General features: G+C 65.1%; 9 protein-coding genes. 6 read left to right on the top strand and 3 right to left on the bottom strand.

From position 1 onward, the window contains the following. Positions 1-55 precede the first annotated feature (55 nt). The 3 genes from ACO550_RS34910 to ACO550_RS34900 are packed head-to-tail and all read right to left on the bottom strand — an operon-like array spanning position 56 to position 5,181. Complete coding sequence (locus tag ACO550_RS34910; RefSeq protein WP_315597939.1) at positions 56-2,017, bottom strand: alkyl/aryl-sulfatase; 1,962 nt, start codon at positions 2,015-2,017, stop codon at positions 56-58. Positions 2,018-2,063: 46 nt separating this feature from the next. Then, entirely contained in the window at positions 2,064-3,653 is a 1,590-nt protein-coding gene (locus tag ACO550_RS34905; protein WP_315597935.1) for a GMC family oxidoreductase, read from the bottom strand. Between the two features lie 52 nt (positions 3,654-3,705). Next, a complete protein-coding gene (locus ACO550_RS34900; protein ID WP_315597934.1) occupies positions 3,706-5,181 on the bottom strand; it encodes an aldehyde dehydrogenase family protein in 1,476 nt (491 codons plus the stop codon). 242 nt (positions 5,182-5,423) lie between these two features. Between ACO550_RS34900 and ACO550_RS34895 the strand changes: the two genes are divergently transcribed. The 6 genes from ACO550_RS34895 (at position 5,424) to ACO550_RS34870 (ending at position 21,634) form a co-directional block, all read left to right on the top strand. After that, entirely contained in the window at positions 5,424-6,029 is a 606-nt protein-coding gene (locus tag ACO550_RS34895) for a TetR family transcriptional regulator (protein ID WP_315597933.1), read from the top strand. Between the two features lie 272 nt (positions 6,030-6,301). Then, complete coding sequence (locus tag ACO550_RS34890; protein WP_315597932.1) at positions 6,302-6,823, top strand: hypothetical protein; 522 nt, start codon at positions 6,302-6,304, stop codon at positions 6,821-6,823. A 45-nt stretch (positions 6,824-6,868) separates the two neighbouring features. Then, complete coding sequence (locus tag ACO550_RS34885) at positions 6,869-7,633, top strand: bestrophin-like domain (RefSeq protein ID WP_315597931.1); 765 nt, start codon at positions 6,869-6,871, stop codon at positions 7,631-7,633. Positions 7,634-7,950: 317 nt separating this feature from the next. Beyond that, complete coding sequence (locus ACO550_RS34880; protein WP_315597930.1) at positions 7,951-19,146, top strand: VCBS domain-containing protein; 11,196 nt, start codon at positions 7,951-7,953, stop codon at positions 19,144-19,146. After that, positions 19,143-20,822 carry a TolC family protein gene (locus ACO550_RS34875; RefSeq protein ID WP_315597929.1) on the top strand — a complete coding sequence of 560 codons (1,680 nt, stop codon included), beginning with the start codon at positions 19,143-19,145 and terminating at the stop codon, positions 20,820-20,822. The genes ACO550_RS34880 and ACO550_RS34875 overlap by 4 nt, the downstream gene beginning before the upstream one ends. After that, positions 20,819-21,634 (top strand): efflux RND transporter periplasmic adaptor subunit, encoded by an 816-nt coding sequence (locus ACO550_RS34870; RefSeq protein ID WP_315597928.1) that lies wholly within the window; start codon positions 20,819-20,821, stop codon positions 21,632-21,634. Before ACO550_RS34875 ends, ACO550_RS34870 begins: the two co-directional genes overlap by 4 nt. Positions 21,635-21,638: the final 4 nt, after the last annotated feature.

Genomic DNA, 21,638 nt, shown 5'->3' with positions numbered 1-21,638 from the left:
CCGGATGCGGCGCGGGTCAGGCGCACATCCGGCCGGGGTTGTGGTGAAGCGTGACTCAGGGCGTCACAATGTCGAACTGCGGACTGAACTTGTCGAGCATGCCAAGCCACTGCTGCAGCGCGGCGGGGTCGCCGTCCACCTTTGCCTGTCCGGCGCTCATGGCGGCCGGCAGCGTGGTCTGGCCAAGCAGCACGCCGATCAGTGTCATGCGCGGTACGCTCAGTGTGACCTGAGCATCAGCCAGCGTGCGGTCCGCCTTGTAAAGGAAGACGCCATTCTCGACGCTCAAGCCATAGCGCTTGCCGGTGTCGGGCTGGATCCAGTTGATCTTCAGGCTCTGGCCCGCCGCCCGTTCGCCGTTCAGGCGCACGGCGAGAAAATCCAGGAACATCTCGTCGCTCATGGCGCGGATCAGGTCCGGGCTGGCGGTCTGCGTGCCTTCCAGCTTCGGCACGCCGTTGCGCAGCTCGTAGGCGCCCATCAGGTACGCGCTGCGCCACGATGCGGCTTCGGCCTGATAGCCAAGCTGTTCCAGTGCATCGGCTTCCAGCTCGCGCGCGGCCTGGTTGGCGGGGTCGGCAAACACGACGTGCTTCACCACCTGTGCTACCCAGCGGTAGTCGCCCTGCGCATACGATTGACGGGCCTGCGCCAGCACCTTGTCCGCACCGCCCATGAACTGCACGTAGCGCTTCGCGGCATCCTCCGGTGGCAACGGGTGCAGGTCGGCGGGGTCACCGCTGTACCAGCCAAGGTAGCGCTGGTAGACAGCCTTGCTGTTGTGGTTGACCGTGCCGTAGTAGTCGCGCAGATCCCACTGGCTGGCCAGCGACGGCGGCAGCTTCACCCGTTCGCCGATCTCGGTCATGGTGTAGCCCTGGTTGGCCAGCCGCAACGACTGGTCGTGGATGTACTTGTAGGCGTCGCGTTGATTGGCAAGGAACTGGGCGATGTTTTCCTGACCCCACTTCGGCCAGTGGTGCTGGGCAAACAGCACTTCGGTACGTTTGCCAAAGCGGTCCGCGGTTTCGTCCAGCGCCTTCCACCATTGATTGGCATCCCGCACCTGGGCACCGCGAATGGTGTAGAGGTTGTGCAGGTTGTGGGTCGCATCTTCGGCTGCGCACAGCGCCTTCCACTGCGGGAAGTACATGAGCATCTCGGAAGGCGCCTCGCTGCCCGGGGCCATCTGGAATTCGATCTGAACACCGTCGATGGTGCGGCGCTCGCCGGTCTTGCCGATGATGTCGGTCGGCGGGATCAACGTCGTCGTGCCCAGCGACACGGTCTTGCCAAGGCCGGCGTCCACCTGGCCGCGCGGACCCTTGGGCAGCAGCGCGCCGAACATGTACTGCGCACGGCGGCTCATGGCGTTGCCAGCGTAAATGTTCTCCGAAACAGCTTCTTCCATGAAACCTTCGGGCGCGTAGATCTTTACCTTCCCGGACTTGACGTCGTCTTCGTTGACGACACCTTTCACGCCACCGAAGTGATCGACATGGCTGTGCGTGTAGATCACGGCGACGACGGGCTTCTTCGGGCGGAACTTGTAGAACACGTCCATTGCCGCGCGCGCGGTCTCGGCGGTGAGCAGCGGGTCGATCACGATGAGGCCGGTGTCGCCCTCGATCACAGTGATGTTCGACAGGTCGAAGCCACGCACCTGGTAGATGCGGTCAGTCACCTTGAAAAGGCCGTTTTTCAGATTGAGTTGGGCCTGGCGCCACAGGCTGGGATTGACGCTTGCAGGGGCGGCATCGTCATGCAGGAAGGCATACGCGTCGAGATTCCAGACCACGCGCCCCTGCGCATTGCGGATCTCCCCACCGTCCATCGTGCCGATCCAGCCGCGCTGTGCGTCTTCGAAATCCTGCCTGTTCTGGAAGGGCAGCTTTTTCAGGATATCCGCGTTGGCCTCGCGGGTCGACGCGGTTGCCTCGCCAGGGGGCACCGCGTAGGCGGCGTGGCCGCTTAGCAGGATCAATGCTGCGGCCAGCGCGGCGGACTTGTGAAACATCATGTCTCCAGTGTTCTTTTTCAAGGGTTGGGGTTGTGTGGTGGCCTTAGCGCCAGTCCTGGGCGATCATCTCCGCGCCTTTCTCGCCGATCATGATCGAGGGGGCATTGGTATTGCCGCCAACCAGGGTCGGCATGATCGACGCATCGACCACGCGTAGTTTTTCCATGCCGTGCACGCGAAGACGATCGTCGACCACGGCCAGGTCGTCGCGGCCCATGCGACAGGTGCCAACCGGGTGGTAGATGCTGTCGGTGCGCCGGCGCAGCAGGGCGGTCAGTTCGTCGTCACTGCGGGCGTGCTTTACATACAGTTCGCGCGGCGCGTAACGTGCCATCGGGCCGCTGTTCATGATCTCGCGCGTGAGCTTGTAGCCCTTCAGCAGCGTTTCCACATCGTGGTCGTCGGCCAGGAAGTTCGGGTCGATGCGCGGCGGAGCCAGCGGGTTGGCGGAGTTCAGGCCGACCGATCCCTTGCTCCTGGGGCGCAGCACACACACGTGGGCGCTCATGCCGTGCCCAAGATGCTGCTTGCGGTTGTGGTCGTCCACAATGCCGGTCACCCAGTGGATCTGCACGTCGGGACGCGACAGCGACGGGTCGGTGCGCAGGAAAGCACCGGCTTCGCCGAAGTTGCTGGCCAGGATGCCGGTCTGGCTGGCGCGGTACTGGAAGAAAGCGCGCGTCATGGTGGCCGCCCCGCTCAGCGACAGGCCCATCAGCGATTTGTCGTGCGTCTTGAATGGCAGTATGTAGTCGGGATGGTCGACCAGCCCCTTGCCAACGCCTGGCAACGTGTGGCGTACGGCGATGCCGTGGGGACGCAGGTCGGCAGCGTCGCCAATGCCGGACAGTTGCAGCAACTGCGGGGAGCCGAAGGCGCCGGCTGCAATGATGGTTTCGCGGCGAGCCAGCACATCGAGGCTCCGGCCCTTCATGTTTACCTGGACTCCCCGCGCTGCCTTTCCGTCGATCAGTAGGCTGGTGGCGTGCACGGCGGTCAGCACAGTCAAATTCTTGCGCGTGCCGCGCAGCGGGTGGAGAAAGGCCACCGACGCGCTGCAGCGGCGGCCTTGGCGAGTGGTCAGGTGATAGTGTCCGACGCCTTCCTGGTCGGCACCGTTGAAATCGTCGTTGATCTTGTGACCCGCGGCGCGGCCTGCCTCGACAAAGGCGTGCGTGGCCGGATGCGCATCGAGCTTGCTGACGGTAAGCTCGCCGCCGGCGCCGTGATAGTCGTTGGCCCCACCGAAGTGGTCTTCCGATCGACGGAAATAGGGCAGGACTTCGTCATAGGTCCAGCCCGTGTTGCCCTGCGCGGCCCAGTCGTCGTAGTCGGTGCGATGGCCGCGAATATAGATCATGGCGTTGATGCTGCTGCTGCCGCCCAGCGTCTTGCCGCGCGGCTGATAGCCCAGGCGGCCACCCAAACCCGGCTGCGGCACGGTCTTGAATGCCCAGTTGACATGGCGCGTCGGCAGGATGCCGATGATGCCGGCGGGTGTGTGTATCAGCGGCGAGCGGTCCACTGGGCCCGCTTCGATCAGGCAGACCGTGACGCTGGGGTCTGCGCTCAGGCGATTGGCAAGGACGCAGCCGGCCGATCCGCCGCCTACGATGACGTAGTCGAATTCCATGTTTGTTCCGGGAAGTGAAGGGGAGTGTCGGAGACGAGCGGACCGCCAGTGCTCAGTGCGGCTCCGTGGGCGCGGTTTGCGGAAGCGGCCTGCGATGTGGTTCGGACTTCGCCGTGCCGCGCAGGAAAATCCGCAGGGTCAGTCGCTGTACCCAGGTGCCGTACGGCGGGTGGAACAGCTCGATCGGAAACCAGCTTCGCTCGGTAAAGACGGCCTTTGCGTGCGACAGCTCGCGAAAACCTTCTGCGCCGTGGTAGTTGCCCATGCCAGACGTGCCTACGCCGCCGAATGGCAGGTCATGGTTGAGCACGTGCCACCCCCAGTCGTTCATGGTCATGCCGCCCGCGTGCGTGCGCCGCAGCAGCGCCTGGGTTTCGGCCTTGTCATGGCCGAAGTAGTAGAGCGCAAGCGGACGCGTGCCGCGCTGCACGTGTTCGATGGCCTGTTCGAAGGTGCGGTACGTGAAAACGGGCAGGATCGGGCCGAAGATCTCCTCCTGCGCCAGACGCATTCGGGGCGTAACGCCCAGCACCACGTGCAGGGGCAGGCGGCGGCCGTCGCCAGGCATGTCGGCGGTCATCACCGTGGCGCCGTGCTCGCGGGCATCGTCGAGCAGGGCAAGCTGCCGGGCATACGCGCGCTGATGGATGATGGCGGCGTAGTCCTCGCTGCCTTGCGGGTGCATGCGCCGGGCAGCGTCGATCACGAAGGAGGCAAAGCGCTCCGCGTCGTCTTCGTGCACCAGCGCATAGTCTGGGGACACGCATATCTGCCCGGCATTGACGGTCTTGCCGTGGGCGATGCGTCGGGCAGCAGTTTCCAGGTCCGCACTGCGCGACACGATGGCCGGCGATTTCCCGCCCAGCTCCAGCGTGACCGGCGTCAGGTTGTCCGCGGCGGCGCGCATGACCTCGCGGCCCACCGCGGGCGACCCCGTAAAGACGAGGTGGTCGAAGGGCAGTGCGGTAAAGCGACGGGCAACGTCATCGGCGCCTTCCACCACGCAGACTTCGTCGGCGTGAAACACGTCGGCCAGCAGCGCGCGCAAAGCCTTCGACGTGTGCGGAGCGAACTCCGAGGTCTTGATCATGCAGCGATTGCCGGCGGCCAGTGCCGTGGCCAGCGGGCCCAATGCCAGGTAGATCGGAAAATTCCAGGGCACCACGATGCCAACCACGCCTTTCGGCTGATATTCGACGCGTGCCGAATTACCCAGAAACAGCAGTTCCGTATGCCGTCGCGAGGGCTTCATCCAGCCTTTCAGGCCGCGTAGCAGGTGATTGATATGCAGCACGGACGGCAACACGTCGACCATCATCGTCTCGGCTTCGGCACGTGCGCTGAAGTCCAGGCTGGCCGCGGCCGCCATGCGGCCACCATGCGCCTGGATCGCCGCACGCAGGCGGCGCAACGTGCCCACCCGCTGGTCCAGGTCGGGATATGGACAAGTGATGAAAGCGGCGCGCTGCGCTTGCAACGAGGCCGCGAGCTCTTCCATGCCGTCAACCTCGCCGAGAGACGAATTCATCACCATTATTTCCCCTAAAATTAACCTGACCGTTCAGTACAATTTCGAGTTTGAGAGTGGGGCTGTGGCTTGTCAAGCGATCGCAGCCTGCCCTAGGGGAAGTCCCGAGGCGGCAGGCGGGGCCAAATGGCGCCGCTGCTACAATGCCCCACCGCTTGCATGAGTCGCCCATGACGTCCACTCTTCCGGCCCCCGAGGCTCCATCCGTCTCCCCTCAGGTTGAGGGCACTCCGTCCGGCCGAATGGCGACGACCAAGTACCGCCGTGGTATCGAGACACGCGAGCGTGTGATTGCGCTGGCCAAGAAGCTGATTGCCGAGCACGGTTATACCGAGGTGACGCTTGACCAGATTGCCGCCGTGGCGGCGGTGTCGAAGAGCAGTCTGCTCTGGCATTTCGGCAGCAAGGAACGATTGCTCGCGGAGGCTGCCATCAGCCTGTTCAAGGAGGTCGAGGAGGCGCTTGAGCTGGAAGACCAGGCAGGCAAGTCGGTGCCCGAACGTCTGGATGACATCTTTACGCGGGTCTCGGAATACTTCACGCGGAATCCCGAAACCAAGGGCGTCGTGCTTGCGCTGCTGTTTTCGGGCAACGCCCCGCAAAGCGTGCGCGAATATATCCGCGAGGCCTGGGCGGGACACGTGCGGGTGCTGGTCGACAAGCTCAGCACGCCGGAGCACCCCATGCCGCCAGAGATGGCGCGCGTGATTGTGGCCATCTTTCACGGCTGCTATTGCCACTGGTATGCCAATGGCCAGGCGGAGCCGCTTGCCGACTATATGGCCCCGGCGCGCACGTTGCTGCACGACTGGCTAAGCAAACCATCCGCGCCAGCCTCCGGCACCTGACTGTATTCAGCGCCGCCATCATTGCTGCTCGCTCGTCAGGCTTCAACCTGGGTAAGCGGACGCGGCTTTCGAATGGGCGTGCCTGCTGCAGCACCTCAGGTGCCTGCTCTCGAAACAAATAATCATCATTAACAGAATCATTCACTTCCACCAGCCCCGCGTAGCTGGAAGTATTCGTGGGGATTCAATCTGATAAACGATGCCGGTGCCGCTTTCGCAGGTCGCATGCGTTGTGCAGAGCGGCAAGCAGCGGTGTTGGAGGAGGCCTGCGGATGAGCAATGTCTTCGCAACGATCAGGCACGAGTTCATGGAGATGCTGCCGCCCACCATCTTTTTCCTGGTGGCGCTTCATATCGTCGCCTTGATCCGGGCGTTGATGGTCCGCAGCAGCGGCATCGAACTGGAAACATCGGCCTCGATCCTGCTCGCCGCGCTGATCCTCGGCAAGGCCGTGCTGATCGCGAACATGATGCCGTTCATCAACCGGTTTCCCGATAAGCCGCTGATCTGGAATGTTGGCTGGAAGACGTTGATCTACACGCTGGTGGCGCTGTTCGTGCACTACCTCGAGCGGCTGTATGAATACTGGAAAGAGGCGCCAAGCCTGGCTGCCGCCAATCACACACTGCTGGTCGAAATCAACTGGCCGCGTTTCTGGGCCGTCCAGATCCTGCTGCTGACCTTGATTTTTTCATATTGCGTCATTGCCGAGATCATCCGCGCAATTGGACGCGAGCGATTCAGAAAAATGTTCCTGGGACCACTGCCGCAACGATCTCCCGCACTCGATTGAACAGGGGCGTGTTCCGCCGTGCAAGACGATGCCTTGTGAGGATGTATGCATGAATTGATTCGTCATCCTGCCATTCTGTTCGTCGTACTGTTGCTCATCATGGGCGTTGCCACGGGTATCGGGGCGCTCGTCCTTCGCCGCATCTGGCCAATTCCCAAACAGAATCGGGATGACTTCAATATCATCCAGGGCGCTACGCTGACGCTTCTGGCGCTGTTGATAGGGTTCACGTTGTCGATGGCGGTGGGACGCTACGATCAGCGGAAGAATCTGGAGGAGGAAGAGGCCAATGCGATTGGCACCGAGTATCTCAGGGCGGATTTGATGGCCGCCGATGCTGCTGCCATCAAGAAACTGCTGGGTCAATATCTCGAACAGCGCATCCTCTACTACCGGACGCGCGATCGAGAGAAGGTGCAAGCGATAGAAGAAAGGACAGCGCGAATCGAAAGAGAGATGTGGCGGGTCGTGCGGGATGCGGCTAGCGCCGCCCCCAATCCGATCACTGCGCTTGCCGTGGCAGGCATGAATGATGTCATCAATTCGCAAGGCTACGCCGAGGCAGCCTGGTTGAACCGTATCCCCGTCTCCGCCTGGGGGCTGATGATCACGATCGCGTTCTTCAGCAGCCTGCTGCAAGGGTACGGAATACGAACGGAAGGCACAAAGTTGTTTCTGCTGCTGATCGTGCCGATGACAGTGTCACTTTCGCTATCGCTGATTTCGGATATTGACAGTCCGCGCGGTGGCCTGATCCGTGTCGTTCCCCAGAACCTGCTGAACCTTCAGGAATCCCTCGATGCTCCGTGATGCAGCGCCTGCTCATCACAAAAAGTGCCGCTTGTGTTTCGCCTAGACTGATCTCGAAGGAAATAATTTCGATTCGCAGAATCATTCACTTCCACATTGTCGCCGCACGGAGAAGTATTCGTCTGTAGCCAGCGGTAGGGCGGGGGCGAATGCCCTGGCCCTGCTGGACCTGCCGTACGAAAGTGGGCAGCAGACCATTTCCTGATTTGGTGCTGAGGTGTTACCTCCGTGAAGGCGAAGACTGAGGACCCGGGCGATGCATAAGCCGGGACGAGTCGGGGTGGGGTCACACAATCTGTTAAAGGACGATGCTCCCAATGTCCGATACCAGTACGACGTTTTTGCCGGCCAGCCGTGCCTTGGCGCTCGAACCCCGCTTGCTATACGACGCCGCTGCCGGAGTCGCCGTCGAGCATCAGCAACAGACGCAGCAATCGCAGCCGGATGGCGCACCACCGCCGAGCCAGGCACCGGATGCCCATGAGTCCCATCCTGCTGGCAAGCAGTTGCTGGTGATCGATGCCAGGGTCAACGGTGCCAGCGAACTGGCACAGAGTGCTTCGCCCGGTACGGAAGTGCTGGTAGTCGAGGCGGGGCAGGATGGCGTGGCCGCGGTGCTGGCAGCGCTGGAGCGCATCGGCCAGGTGAGTTCGATCCAGATTCTTGGACACGGCACGCCCGGTGAAATCACCCTCGGTACGAGCGAACTGACCGCAAGCTCCGGCGATACCGGTCGTACCGCCGGCTGGGCCAGTCATCTTTCCCAGGACGCCGACATCCTGTTGTATGGCTGCCGCACCGGTGCCGGTGCGGAAGGCCAGGCGTTGATCCAGCGGCTCGCCAGTGTCACCGGCGCGGACGTGGCTGCCTCGACCAACGATACCGGTGCCACCAGCGCGGGCGGTGACTGGGTTCTGGAAGCCAGCACCGGTCCGATCGAAACCCGTCTGGACGTCAACGCCGCGGAGCTCGACCACTACAGCGGCCTGCTTGCCAACGCCGCCCCGACCACCACGCTGGGCAGCGCCGGCGAAACCATTCTGATCGGCGGGGATGCCTCGATCAACGTCACCTTCACCAATCCGTCATCGCAGCCTGGGTACGCGCCGTACCTCGACGTGCTGCTGCCTTCCACCGGCTACGACGGGGACGATGGCGTGAGCTTTGTGTCGGCGACATATCTCGGCACACCGGTTACTGCTCACGTAGTGACCTTTGGCGCCGATGGCACCGCACTGCACCCCATCGCCAGGGATGCCAGCGGCAATCCGCTCGTCATCCGGGCTTCCGACTATGGGTACCGTGCCGGCGACCAGCTCGTGGTGCTGGAACTTCCCTACGCCAGTTTCAGCAATGGCCAGCCGTCGGCAACGGTGACCATCAACGTTCATATGAGCGACCTCGCCGATGCCAACCGGCCGCATGTCATCAGCGTGCGCGGCGGCTTCCAGTTCGGCAACGATGCGCTGGACAACCCCGCGCAAGACCCGTCGCTGGTGGAGACAGCATTTGACACCTTCACGCTGCAGTCGACCCCGCTGGAGCTGACGCAGACCACTGACATGGTGGAAGGCGAGACCGCCACCGGCGAGAACTTCGAGCATTCGCTGACAGTCACTGCCACGCCGGCGCCCGGCCAGACGCTGAACAACGTGGCGATCTCGCAGAACCTGCCCGGCACGATCCGCGTCGACAGCATCACCCCTGGCGCGGGCGGCAATATCACGTCGCTGACACTGGCCGACGGTACGGTCTACACCGACGCCGGCGACATCGCCACGGTGCTGGCCGGCGGTGCCTACGTGCAGTCCTACACGGTGGTCTACGCATCGATCTCCGCGCCAACCAGCACCGTGGTGCGCTTCATCGTGCCCCAGGCAGACAGCGGCGGCAATACCGTGCTCGACCCGGTTACCGGCGACGCACGCGGCATCACCGTCGCGGCGCCGCACGCCACTGCCGACTGGACGCCGCTGGACCCGCGCGATGTTCCCGTGACACCCGCGCCGCCGTTCGTCGAAGTGGCGGCCGACGGCGATCCGCTGAGCTTTACCGCCAAGTCGATCACGCTCCACAAGAGCGTGGCGGTTGGTACCGATACCGGCACGCCCGGGGTATCGCCGGGCGACACGCTGGCCTTCCAGTACGACATTGCCGTTTCCGACTACTTCGCCTTCGGCGAGACCCTGCTGCGCACGGGCCAACTCACGATCACCGACACGCTGGGAGACGGCATGACGTTCTCCGGCTCGCCGGTCATGACGTTCCAGCAGAACGGCCAGACGTATACGGTGCCCCTGGTCTTTTCCCTTGGCGCCAAGGGGCCGAACGGCACGGTCATCACGTTCGATCTCGCGCAGTCCATCCGCAACGCCGGCCTGCCGGTCGGCATCCTCGCGGGCGACCTGACGGCGCACGGCACGCGCGAAGGCGCCACCATTGCCACCATCCGATACCAGGCCACGGTGGACGAGGCCTACCAGGGCACCTATCCGCAGAGCGAGATCAACGAGGGCGACAGCCTGGGCAATACCGCCGAGATCGACGGCGTCGTGGCGCTCGACGTTTTCAACTCCGGTGGCGACCAATCCGACGGTTCGCAGGCCACCGTCACCGTGGCTGCCAGCGCCATCAGCACCGATGTGTTCCTTGTCAACGGTGTGCCGCCTCAAGGCGACTTCGAACTGCACCCGGGCGATGTCGTCACGTTCCGCCTGAGCTATGACCTGACCACCGGCGACTACGAGAATTTCACGCTGACCGCCTATCTGCCCTTGCCGCTGTTCGATGCCAACGTTAGCTGGAGCAACGGCGTCGGCGTCAACCAATGGAGCGCCGGGCCTGGCGACACCCATCCGGGCTCGGTGATCAGCGTGACGCCGGGCCCCGGCAATTCCGTGATCTTCGATTTCGGCAGTTTCGTGCTGCGCGGCAACATCGTCGGCCAGAACCGCATCGAGTTGCTGTTCACCATGCGCGTCGGCGACCAGCCTTTCGCCGACCAGCGTTCGATCACCGTGCTTGGCCAGTCGCAGCAGACCACCACCATTGGACAGCAGCCGCTGATCAGCGCGGACCCGGCCCTGGTGCAGTCAGTGGCCGAGCCGACGCTGAACATCAAGCACGGCGTGGTGGCCAGTACCGGCGGCACCGTCAGCGGCACCACCGGCACGTGGTCGGCGGCAGGCACCGGCGGCGCGGCGTTCACAGGGGCGGTGACCGACATCGCCGCCGTTGACGGTACCGTCACCAACATGGATGCCGGCGACATCATCCGTCTTGCCACCGCCATCGAGAACACCGGCGGCGGCGGCGCGTTCGATGTCAGCACCACCATCACACTGCCGTCCGGCCTGGCTTTCCTGAACGGCAGTCTCGGTGCGGCCAACCTGCGCATCAGCCGGGGCGATGGCACGCCGCTGGTGGCGGGGGTGGACTACACGGTCTCGGGCAACAGCATCACCTTCCTCGATGCCGGCAACCAGGCCACGTTCCTGGCGGGGCGTCCCGGCAGCGCCAACGACACCAGCGGCGCCAATGTCGTCGTCATCACCTACGACACGGTGGCACAGCAGGCCGTACAGGCTGGGCAGAACCTGCAAAGCGCGGGGGTGCTCACGCACTACGCCAGCGTGGAGGGCGGCACCGACTTCACGCCGACCGACCTGGTCGATACGGCCGCCGAACTGGTGGCCGCGCCCGTCGTGACCAAGTTCTTCCAGGACGGCGCCAGCCTGCCGGCGGACAGCGCATCGAGCGCCAGCCAGACCAGCGGGGCCAATCTGGTGGTTGGCGAGAGCATGGTCTACGACATTGTCGTGACGCTGCCAGAAGGCAGCACGCAGAGCCTGTCGCTGACCGATATCGTGCCGGCCGGCATGACGCTGGACACCAGCTTCGGCAACGGCGGCTACCAGCTCATCACCTCGCGCACGGGCAGCGGGGCACTGGCGGCGGATTTCAATGGCACGGTGACCGTGGCAAGCGTGGGCACCGTCGACGGCAATCCGGTTGCTGATGGTTCCGATGCCCGCATTGTCTTCAGTGCCAGCAGCGCGCTGGGCGACAACGTGACGACCAACAACAGTTTCGTGATCCGCGTGCGGCTGGTGGCGAGCAACGTCATCGGCAACCAGGCCGGCACGCAGCTCGCCAACAGCGCGAGCATGGGCTACACCGATCCGGACGGCGACACGCCCAACGGCACGGCCAGCGTGGACCGCACCGTCAGCCTGACCGGGGCGCGCCCCACGGTGACCGTGGTGGAACCGACGCTCGTGCTCGGCCAGACCGTGGCGACCACGGGCTCCGTCGCCGGCGTGGACCGTGGCGACGTGATGACGTACACCATCACCATCACCAACGGCACCGGTGCCAGCGATTTCAACGCCTATGACGTGCAGTTGCGCGATGTCCTGCCGGAGGAGCTCAACGGCGTGACGATCATCGGGGTGACGCTGTCCGGTGGCGCGACCATCTCGGGGCCGGGCGACTTCGAAATCGTCAACGGCGTGCTCCAGACCACGGCGGGCAGCAAGCTCGACATCCCGCGCGGCGCGGGCGTCGTGATCCAGATCCGTGGCACGGTCAACGCACTGGTAGGCTCCTCAGGCTCGATCGACAACCCGGTCAACGTCAGCTGGACCAGCCTGAACGGCCCCAGTGCCGGGGAACGCACCGGCACCGACGGCCTGCTCAACACCGGCGTCCTGAATGACTACCAGGTGCAGAACCTCAGCCAGACCCGCGTGGCGGCAGGCGGTGCGATCAGCCACGTGGGCGGCATGGTGGACACGCCGATCGGCACGCCGACCACCTCCGACCCGGAAGACGTGGCAGTGGGCGAGATCGTCCACTATCGCGTGGCTATCCTGGTGCCGGAAGGGGCCACGGCAGACACTGCGATCCAGATCGTATTGCCGGAGGGCATGACCTTCGTCAACGATGGCTCGACGCTGCTGAGCTTCATTTCAGACCCGACCTCCGGCGGCGCCCCCGGGCTGCAAACGCTGGACTCCAGCTTCATCATCGGTGGCACGCTATACCTGAACGGCGGTATCGACAACGCCGGCCAGACCCTGCTGCAGGGCGACCTGAGCGGGCCGCTGCGCGCGCAGGGCGTAATCGACCCATCGCGGATCGACACCAGCAATCCACGCGTCATCACCGTACGGCTCGGCTCACTGGTCAACGCCAACCAGGACCCCGATTTCGAAGGCTTCTATTTTGAATTCAATGCGCGGGTGGACAACAGCGCGGGCGTGCAGGCCGGCACCCAGTTGCCCGTGCACGCGGTGTTCCTCAGCGGCACCGACGTACGCACCACCACCGCCGACGTGGTCGAGCGCGTGGTGGAGCCGCAGATCACCAACCTCGACAAGTCCGTCATCGGATTCAACCCCGGCGTGGGCACGCCGTTCGGTACCGCCACCTACAGCCTTGGATTCAGCAACACCGGCACGTCCACGGCCTACGACGTGGTACTGACCGATGTGCTGCCAGCGGGCGGCCAGGGCCTTGCGGTACAGAGCGTGACCATCGACGGCATCGCGTTCGCGCCCAATGCGCTGCCCGCCGGGTTCACGCTGACGGTTACCGGCGACCAGCTCACGCTTAACATCGCCGCGCTACAGGTCGGCCATTCCGTGGGCCTGGTCTACACCGCCAGCCTGCCCAACAACGTGCTGCTGGCCGATACCAGCGCAACGGTGACCTACACCAGCCTTCCCGACAGCTTTGCCAGCTTCGCGGGCACATCGGTCGGCGCGCCGGGCACCGTGGGTGGCGAGCGTACCGGCAGCCTGGCCGGCCCCAACGACTACCGGGACGCCGACGGCGCGGGGGTGAGCTTCCTGAGCGGCACGCTATGGAACGACACGGATTCCGCCACGTCCAGCACCACGCCTGACGGCCCCGGCATTGCCGGGCAGACCGTCACGCTGACCTGGGCGGGCGCCGACAACGACCTGACCACCACCGCTGACAACCAGGTCTTCACCACGACTACCGATGCCAACGGCTTCTACAGCTTTGGCGTGCTGGGCCGAGGCCTGTTCCGGGTTGATGCGCCGCCAACCATCGCGCTGGCCAATCCCACCGGCACGGTCAACGCCCGCATCGACAGCGATGCCGCCACACAACTGGCCCGCATACAGTTCAGTGATGGCGACGGCGGCGTGGCAGTGGCGGGCAGTGTGGGCTATGTGGAACGCAACGACCCGCCCGTTAACGGCCTTCCCGCGTCCCCGTCAGTCAACGAGGACAACCCGCTTGCCATCGTCGGCCTGACCGTCAGCGACCCCGACGCCGGTACTGGCCTGATCAACGTTACGCTCTCTGTCTCGCACGGCGTGCTGACGCTGAGCCCGGGGGCGGCAGCGATCGTGGCCGGCGCACTCGGCACCGGTTCGTTCACGCTGCAGGGCAGCCAGGCCGATATCAACGCCGCGCTGGCCACGCTCGTGTACACGCCGTCGGCCAACTTCAATGGCAACGAGACGCTGGTGATCCGCACCGATGATCGGGGCCAGCGCGGCGACGTGGACGGCGACGGCATTCCCTTCGAGCCGACGGACGACAACCTGTCAGACACCGATTCGCTGCCGATCACCGTCATCGCGGTCAACGATGCACCGATCGCCGTAGCGGATGTCGATACGGCCGTGGAAGCGGGCGGTACCAACAACGCGACGGCCGGCGTCAATCCGACCGGCAATGTCATCACCAACGACATCGATGTCGACATTGCCACCAACCAGGACGTGCTGACCATCGTCGACGTCAGTTTCGGCGCCACCACCGTCACGGTAGCGCCTGGCGTCACGCCAAGTGTGATCGCGGGCAACTTCGGCGTGCTGGAGATGACCGATACCGGCGGCTACCGATACCTGGTCAATAACAGCAACGCCGCCGTGCAGGCGCTGCGCCTTTCCACCGACACGCTGACCGAGATCTTCACCTATACCGTCACCGACCTCGCCGGCGCCACCAGCACGGCCACGCTGACCATTACCCTCCACGGTGCCAACGACACGCCGGTGGCCAATGACGACGCCGGCAACGCCACCGAGGCCGGCGGCGCAGCCAATGGCACCCCGGGTAGCGATGGGCTGGGCAATGTGCTCGGCAACGACACCGACGTCGACGCCGGCGACAGCAAGACCGTGACGCGCTTTGCATCGGGCGTCCTCGGCTCGCTCGGGCCGATCGTCTCCGTACCGGCCGGCGGCACGGCCGACAGCGGTGGCGCGTCCACGGCGGGGCAATTCGGCACGCTGCGCATCGGCGCCGACGGCAGCTTCCGCTATGTGATCGACAACAACAATGCGCGGGTGCAGGCGCTGAACGTTGGCGACACCCTTACCGATACGTTCTCGTACGAGGTGACCGACGCGGGCGGCCTGCGCTCGGTGGCCGTGCTGACCATCACCGTGCACGGCGCCAACGACAACCCGGTGGCCGTGGACAATACCGCGAATGCATCGGCCGCCCAGGTGGACGTGGGTACCGGCACGGTGATTGGCACACCGGTGAACCCGACCGGCAACGTGATCCTCGACGAGCGCACGCCCGCCACGACGGGCGAAATCGACACCGACGTCGACAATCCGGTCACCTCGGATGTGGTCAGCCAGATCCGCCCGGATGCCACCGGTGCAACGGATACCGCGGTCACGGCGGGCGGCGTCACGATCAACGGTGCCTACGGGCAACTGGTCATACGTGCCGATGGTAGTTACCAGTACCTCGTCGACAGTACCAATGCCGCGGTAGTGGTGCTCGGACCCAACGACACGCTGCAGGATACCTTCGTCTACACGCTGCTCGACCCGGGTGGCGGCGCGTCGGCGGCGCGCCTGATCGTGACCGTGCACGGCGTCAACGACAACCCGGTGGCCAATGACGTCTCGGCCACGGCCCGCGAGGCGGGCGGCGTGGCCAACGGCAGTGGCGGCGCGCCTGCCACCGGTGACGCCACGGCCAACGACATCGACCCGGACGGCGACGCGATCAGCGTTGTGAGTATCGCGTTCGGCGGCACCACGCTTGCCGTGCCGGTCGGCGGATCGGTGACGATTGCTGGCCAGTACGGCAGCCTGACCATCAACGATCACGGGGAATTCACCTATACCGTGAACGATTCGCTGGCTGTGGTGCAGGCGCTGCGGCGACCCACCGACACGCTGTCCGAGGTCTTCACCTACACGGATAGCGACGGCACGCTGACCAGCTCGGCGCTGATCCACATCCGCATCACCGGTACCAACGACAACCCGGTTGCCGTCAACGACACGGCCATCGCGCTGGAAGCCGGCGGCGCCGGCAATGCGGGCATCGATCCGATCGGCAACGTGCTGACCAACGACAGCGATGTCGATGCCATTGCCAATGGCGAGACTAAGACCGTCGCCGGCGCGCGCGCGGGCGCCGAAGCCAGCGGGGCGGTTGCCGACAGCGCCTCCACCTCGATACAGGTGGTTGGCCAGTACGGCACGCTCGTGCTCAATGCCGACGGCACTTACCGCTACGTGGTGGACAACGCCAATCCCTTGGTCGATGGGCTCAATATCGGCCAATCACTATCGGAGACGTTTACCTACAAGGTGCGCGACGCGGCGGGCGCGACAGACCTGGCCGAACTGGTGGTCACGATCAACGGCGCCAATGATCCGCCCGTGGCGGCTCCGCAGCGCGCCGACGCATTCGAGGCGGGCGGCCTGGCCAATGGCACGCCGGGTAGCGACCCGGCCGGCGACCTGCTGGTGGCCAGCAGTGATGTGGACGACTTCACCCGCACCGTCACGGCGTTCCGCACCGGTGAAAGAAACATGACCGGATCCGTGACCTTCGGCACCATCGGCCAGTTGCTGCGCGGCAACTACGGTTCGCTGCTCGTGCGTGCCGACGGCACCTACCAGTACTTTGTCGATAACGACGACCCGGGCGTGCAACGACTGCGCACGGCCGGCGACACGCTGACCGACTATTTCACGTACTTCGTCACCGACAGCGGCGGCCTGAGCGGTTCCAATGACCTTGTTATCGTCATCCACGGCGCCAACGACACCCCGATAGCCGTGGCCGACAGCGGCACCGCCATCGAACGCGGCGGCACCTTCAACGGCACGCCAGGGCAGGCCGCCACGGGCAACGTGCTGAACAACGACACCGACATCGACAGTGGCGACTCCAAGACGGCCACCGCCGTCCAGACCTCGGGCGGCGCGACCGGCGTCATCGGCACGTCGCTCACCGGGCTATATGGCGGGCTGGTCCTCAACGCCGACGGCAGCTACGTCTACAGCGTCAACGACAGCCTCGCGGCGGTGCAGGCGCTGAAGGCGGGCGAGTCGCTGACCGAGACGTTTACCTACACGATGCGCGATACCGGTGGCCTGGTGAATCAAGCCACGCTGACCATCACGATTCTTGGCCGTTACGACGCGCCGGTTGCCGTGGACGACACCACCGACGCCACGCCGGCCACGTCGGTCACGCCGCCTGTTGACGCCACCGGCAACGTGTTGCCCAACGATACCGACGTCGATGCAGGCGACACCCGTGCGGTGACCGGCATCCGTGCCGGCGCCGAAGCGGCGGGCGGGACGCTGACCGACGTGGGCACCGGAATCGTGCGCGTGAGTGGCCTGTACGGCTTCCTCGAAATCCGTCCGGACGGCAGCTTCCGCTACCACGCTGACGACACCAATCGCATCGTGCGCGCGCTGGCGCCCGGGCAGACCCTGACCGAGCGCTTCACCTATCAGGTGGTGGATGGCGGCGGTCTGGTCGACGTGGCGCAACTGACCGTGACCATCCACGGCGTCAACGATTTGCCGAACGCGCCCGATGTGCTGACGCTGGCGGTCGAGGCTGGCGGCGTGGACAACACCACGCCGGGCCGCGATCCGGTGGGCAACGCACTCGTCAATGCCACCGATCCGGAGAACGGGGCACTAACCGTGGTGGGCATCCGCACCGGCACCGAGACCGGCGGCGGCACGGCAGGCGTCATCGGTGTGCCGCTGCGCGGCCAGTACGGCACGCTGGTGCTGAACGCCGACGGCAGCTTCAGCTACGTCGTCGACAACGGCCTGCCCGAGGTGCAGGCACTGCGCACTCCCGCGGATATCCTGCTCGACAGCTTCACCTACACCATCAGCGACAACTTCGGTGGGCAGGACCAGGCCATGCTGCGCGTACTGATCTTCGGCAAGAACGACACGCCGGTGGCCATCAGAGACCAGGGCGCGGCCATCGAGGCCGGTGGCCACCTCAATACCGTTCCAGGGGCCGACGCAGTCGGCAATGTGCTGGGCAACGATACCGACGTGGATGCCAACGACACCCGGACCGTCACCGTGATCAATGGCCCGACGGGCGCCGGCGTGGTGGCCGGTGCCACGGTGGGCCGCTACGGCACGCTGACCGTGCTGGCCGACGGCAGCTACCGCTACGTGGTGGACAACGACAATCCCACCGTGCAGGCGTTGCGCATGGCGGGCGAGACGCTGACCGAGGTCTTCACATATACGGTGACCGACACCGGTGGCCTGTCAGCCGTCGCCACGCTGACCATCACGATCGCCGGCCAGAACGATGCGCCGGTCGCGCGAGACGACGCCGGTGCCGTCGACAATACGCGCGCCGAAACGTCTACCTCCGGCAACGTGCTGCCCAACGACAGCGATGTGGATGGCGGCGATCATCTCGACGTGATTGGCGTGCGCGCCGGCACGGAGGAGCAGGGCGGGGCATCGGTGCCGCCGGGCACGCGCATCGCCGGCGCCTACGGCTTCCTCGTCCTCAATGCGGACGGCAGCTACACCTACGAGATCGACCTGACCAATCCGGCCGTACTGCAGGCGGCCGGCCGGGGCCCGATCCTGCAGGATACATTCACCTATACCGTTGCGGACCTGGCGGGCGCGACTGACCAGGCGCAGCTGGTCATCACGCTCAATATCGATGCGCCGTATGTGCCGCCGCCAGCCTTCAACTATTTCTCCGACCTGGAAGCGCCACGGACGCGCGGGGGCACGAACCTGAGCGTGGATCCCGTGGTCTTCGTGACGCCGGAGGTGCGCGAAGTAGCGCGGGCGGGCGAGTTCGGCAACTTCTTCATTCGCGGAGAACGTCCTGACCTGACCCTGCCGCCGGAGATCCGCGCCACGTCCATCGCTGCCGGCCTGGGGCGCGACCCGGACGATGCCGTGATGCTGCAATCGACCTTGCAACAACTTCAGGCGATTGCCCGGCTGGAAGCCGCCCGCATGGCCGGGCGGCAGGGCGTGGTGTCGCTGTCGGCCGACGGCTGGTTGCCCGACCCGTCGGTGTTCGCGCTGAAAGGCATTGAAGCGCGTCCCGAGAAGCCCGTGGAGAAGTCCGAGCCGCAGCGGGGCAAGCCCGGCCAGCGCACGCCGCGTGCCGCGGCATCGTTCAGCGAACAGCTCCGTAAGCTCGCCGCACGCGCGATCACGCCGGCAGACAATTCCAGACAGGAGCAACCATGAAGCGACGTTATCACCGGCCGATCCTGCTGGCCGTCGCCTCCACGCTGCTAGCGACCGCGTGTTCCACGGTCACCACGCCGCAGCCTTACACAGCGGACCAGGTCCGCCAGCGTGCGGCGGAGGATCGGCGCGACATCTACAACGAGCAGGAACCCGTGACGCATCCGATCACGTTCTACGAAGCGGCTGCGCGGGCGCTCAAGTACAACCTCGACTACCGGCTCAAGCTGATGGAAAGCTCGCTGTCGCGCAGCCTGGTGGATGTGACGCAGCACGAGATGCTACCCAAGCTGGTGGCGGGCGCTGGCTACACCTGGCGCAACAACGATTCCGGCGGCACGTCCGTCGGCATCGAGGACGGACAGGTCAGCTTGCGTCCGTCGACGTCAGAGCAGCGCTATCACCGGCTGGCCGATCTCAACCTGACATGGAGCACGCTCGACTTCCTGGTGGCGTATGAGCGGACACAACAGAAGGCCGACCAGGTACTGATGGCCGAAGAGCGGCGCCGCAAGGTCGTGCAGAACGTGCTTCAGGACGTGCGCAATGCCTACTGGCGCGCGCTTGGCGCGCAACGGCTGATCGGCAACGTGGACGGACTGCTGGCGAAAGTAAACGACGGCTTGAAGAACGCGCAGGAAGCCGAGGAGAAGGGCTATCTGCCGCGCGCGCAGGCACTGGCATACCAGCGTGCGCTGCTCGACGCGGTGAGCCTGCTGTCCACGCGCCGGCAGGACCTGGAACTGGCCCGCGCGGAGCTGGCGGCGCTGATGTCGATGCCGCCCGGCGAGAAGTACGAACTGGCCGATGGCCCCGAACTGGCCATGCCGTTCGACCGCTTCGACATCGGTGCGCTGGAGCAGGCCGCGCTGGAGAACCGCCCCGAAGTCATGGAGGAGTGGTATCGCAAACGCGTGAGCGAGAACGACATCAAGATCGCCAAGGCGGAATTGTGGCCGAACCTGTCGCTCGATCTGGGCGGGCACTACGACTCCAACGACCTGCTGTTCAACAACACGTGGGCGGCGGTAGGCGTGCGGGTGTCGTATAACCTGTTCAACCTGCTGAAGAAGCCCGCGCTGGACGCCGCACAGGATGCACAGAACAAGGTGTCGGACATGCGCCGGCTGTCGCTTTCGATGGCGGTGCTGACGCAGGTCCGCGTGGCGGTGCAACGCTACCACCTTGCGCGCGAACAACTCGACTTCGCCGATCGCAGCATGAAGGTGGATGGCCGCATGCGCGACTTCGCCGAAGCCAGCGCGCGGGTGTCGGCGGACTCGAAGCTGGAGTTTATCCGTGCCGATGCGCGCTGGCTGCTGGCGCAGTACCAGCGCTACGCGGCGTACTCCGAAGCGCAAGCGGCCTGGGGGCGGCTCTACAACTCGATAGGGCTTGATGTGATGCCCGACCAGATCGCAGCACACGACGTGGCGACACTGGCGGCTGGCATCGAACAAACGCTGCAGGGCTGGGAGCAGCAGACCTTCCAGGCGCCGCCACCGGCAACGGTGCCGTCCGGGTCGCCAGTCTCGCAAGGATCGCAAGTTTCGCAAGGCTCCAATGTTTCGCAGGTAGCCCGGATGTCGCCACTAGTGCCCCCCCGGCCAGTTCCGCCGCAGTCCATGAGCGGACAACCCGTCCAACTATCCCAGCCAATCCCGAACGCTCCATGACCGCGCCGCTGGCAACTTTTCACTTTTGGAATGCGCTACGCCTGGCCTTGCCGCCGTTCGCGGCCGTGGCCGCAATGGCGATGATGGCCAATCCGGCAAATGCCGCACCAAACACGGCACCCGGTACCGACCCCGGCGCCATCCGTGTACTGCTCAGTGCCGACCCGGAGAGTACGGTCGCCGCCACCATGAGCGGCACCATCGTCAAGCTGCTGGCCGCGCTGGGGCAGACAGTCGGCAAGGGCAAGCTGCTGGTACAGATGGACTGCGCCGAAGCCCGGGCCCGGCAAGGCATGGCCGAAGCCGAACTGGCAGGAGCCGTTGAAACGCTTCAGGCCAAGTCCGCACTCCGAAAGCTGGACGCCGTGGGTGACACCGAGCTGAACCTGGCCAAGTCCGCGGCCGACCGGGCGGCATCCGCCGTGACGCTGGCCAGGACCCAGGTGAGTCACTGCTCGGTGGAGGCACCGTTCTCGGGCCGCGTGGCCAAGGTCTATGTGCGGCCGCACGAGAGCGTGAATGCCGGGGCGCCGCTGGTCGACCTGGTCAGCGACGGCCCGATCAAGCTGCGGCTGAATATCCCGTCGACCATGCTGCGCACCGTGAAAGTCGGCACGTTGTTCACCATCAGCGTCACCGAGACCGGAAAGAGCTATGGGGCGAGGGTGTCGGCCATGAACTCGCGGGTGGATGCGGTGGCACAGTCCATCGAGATCGAAGGGCGCCTGCAGGCACCGGCGGCCGATCTGTTACCGGGCATGAGCGGCATCGCGCAGTTCCCGCCAGCCACCGCGGTCATGCAGGCGAGGTGACGCC

Source organism: Cupriavidus sp. (genome assembly GCF_057315035.1).
Note: the sequence above shows the minus strand (reverse complement) of the source record. Positions and strands in the feature narration are given on the sequence as shown.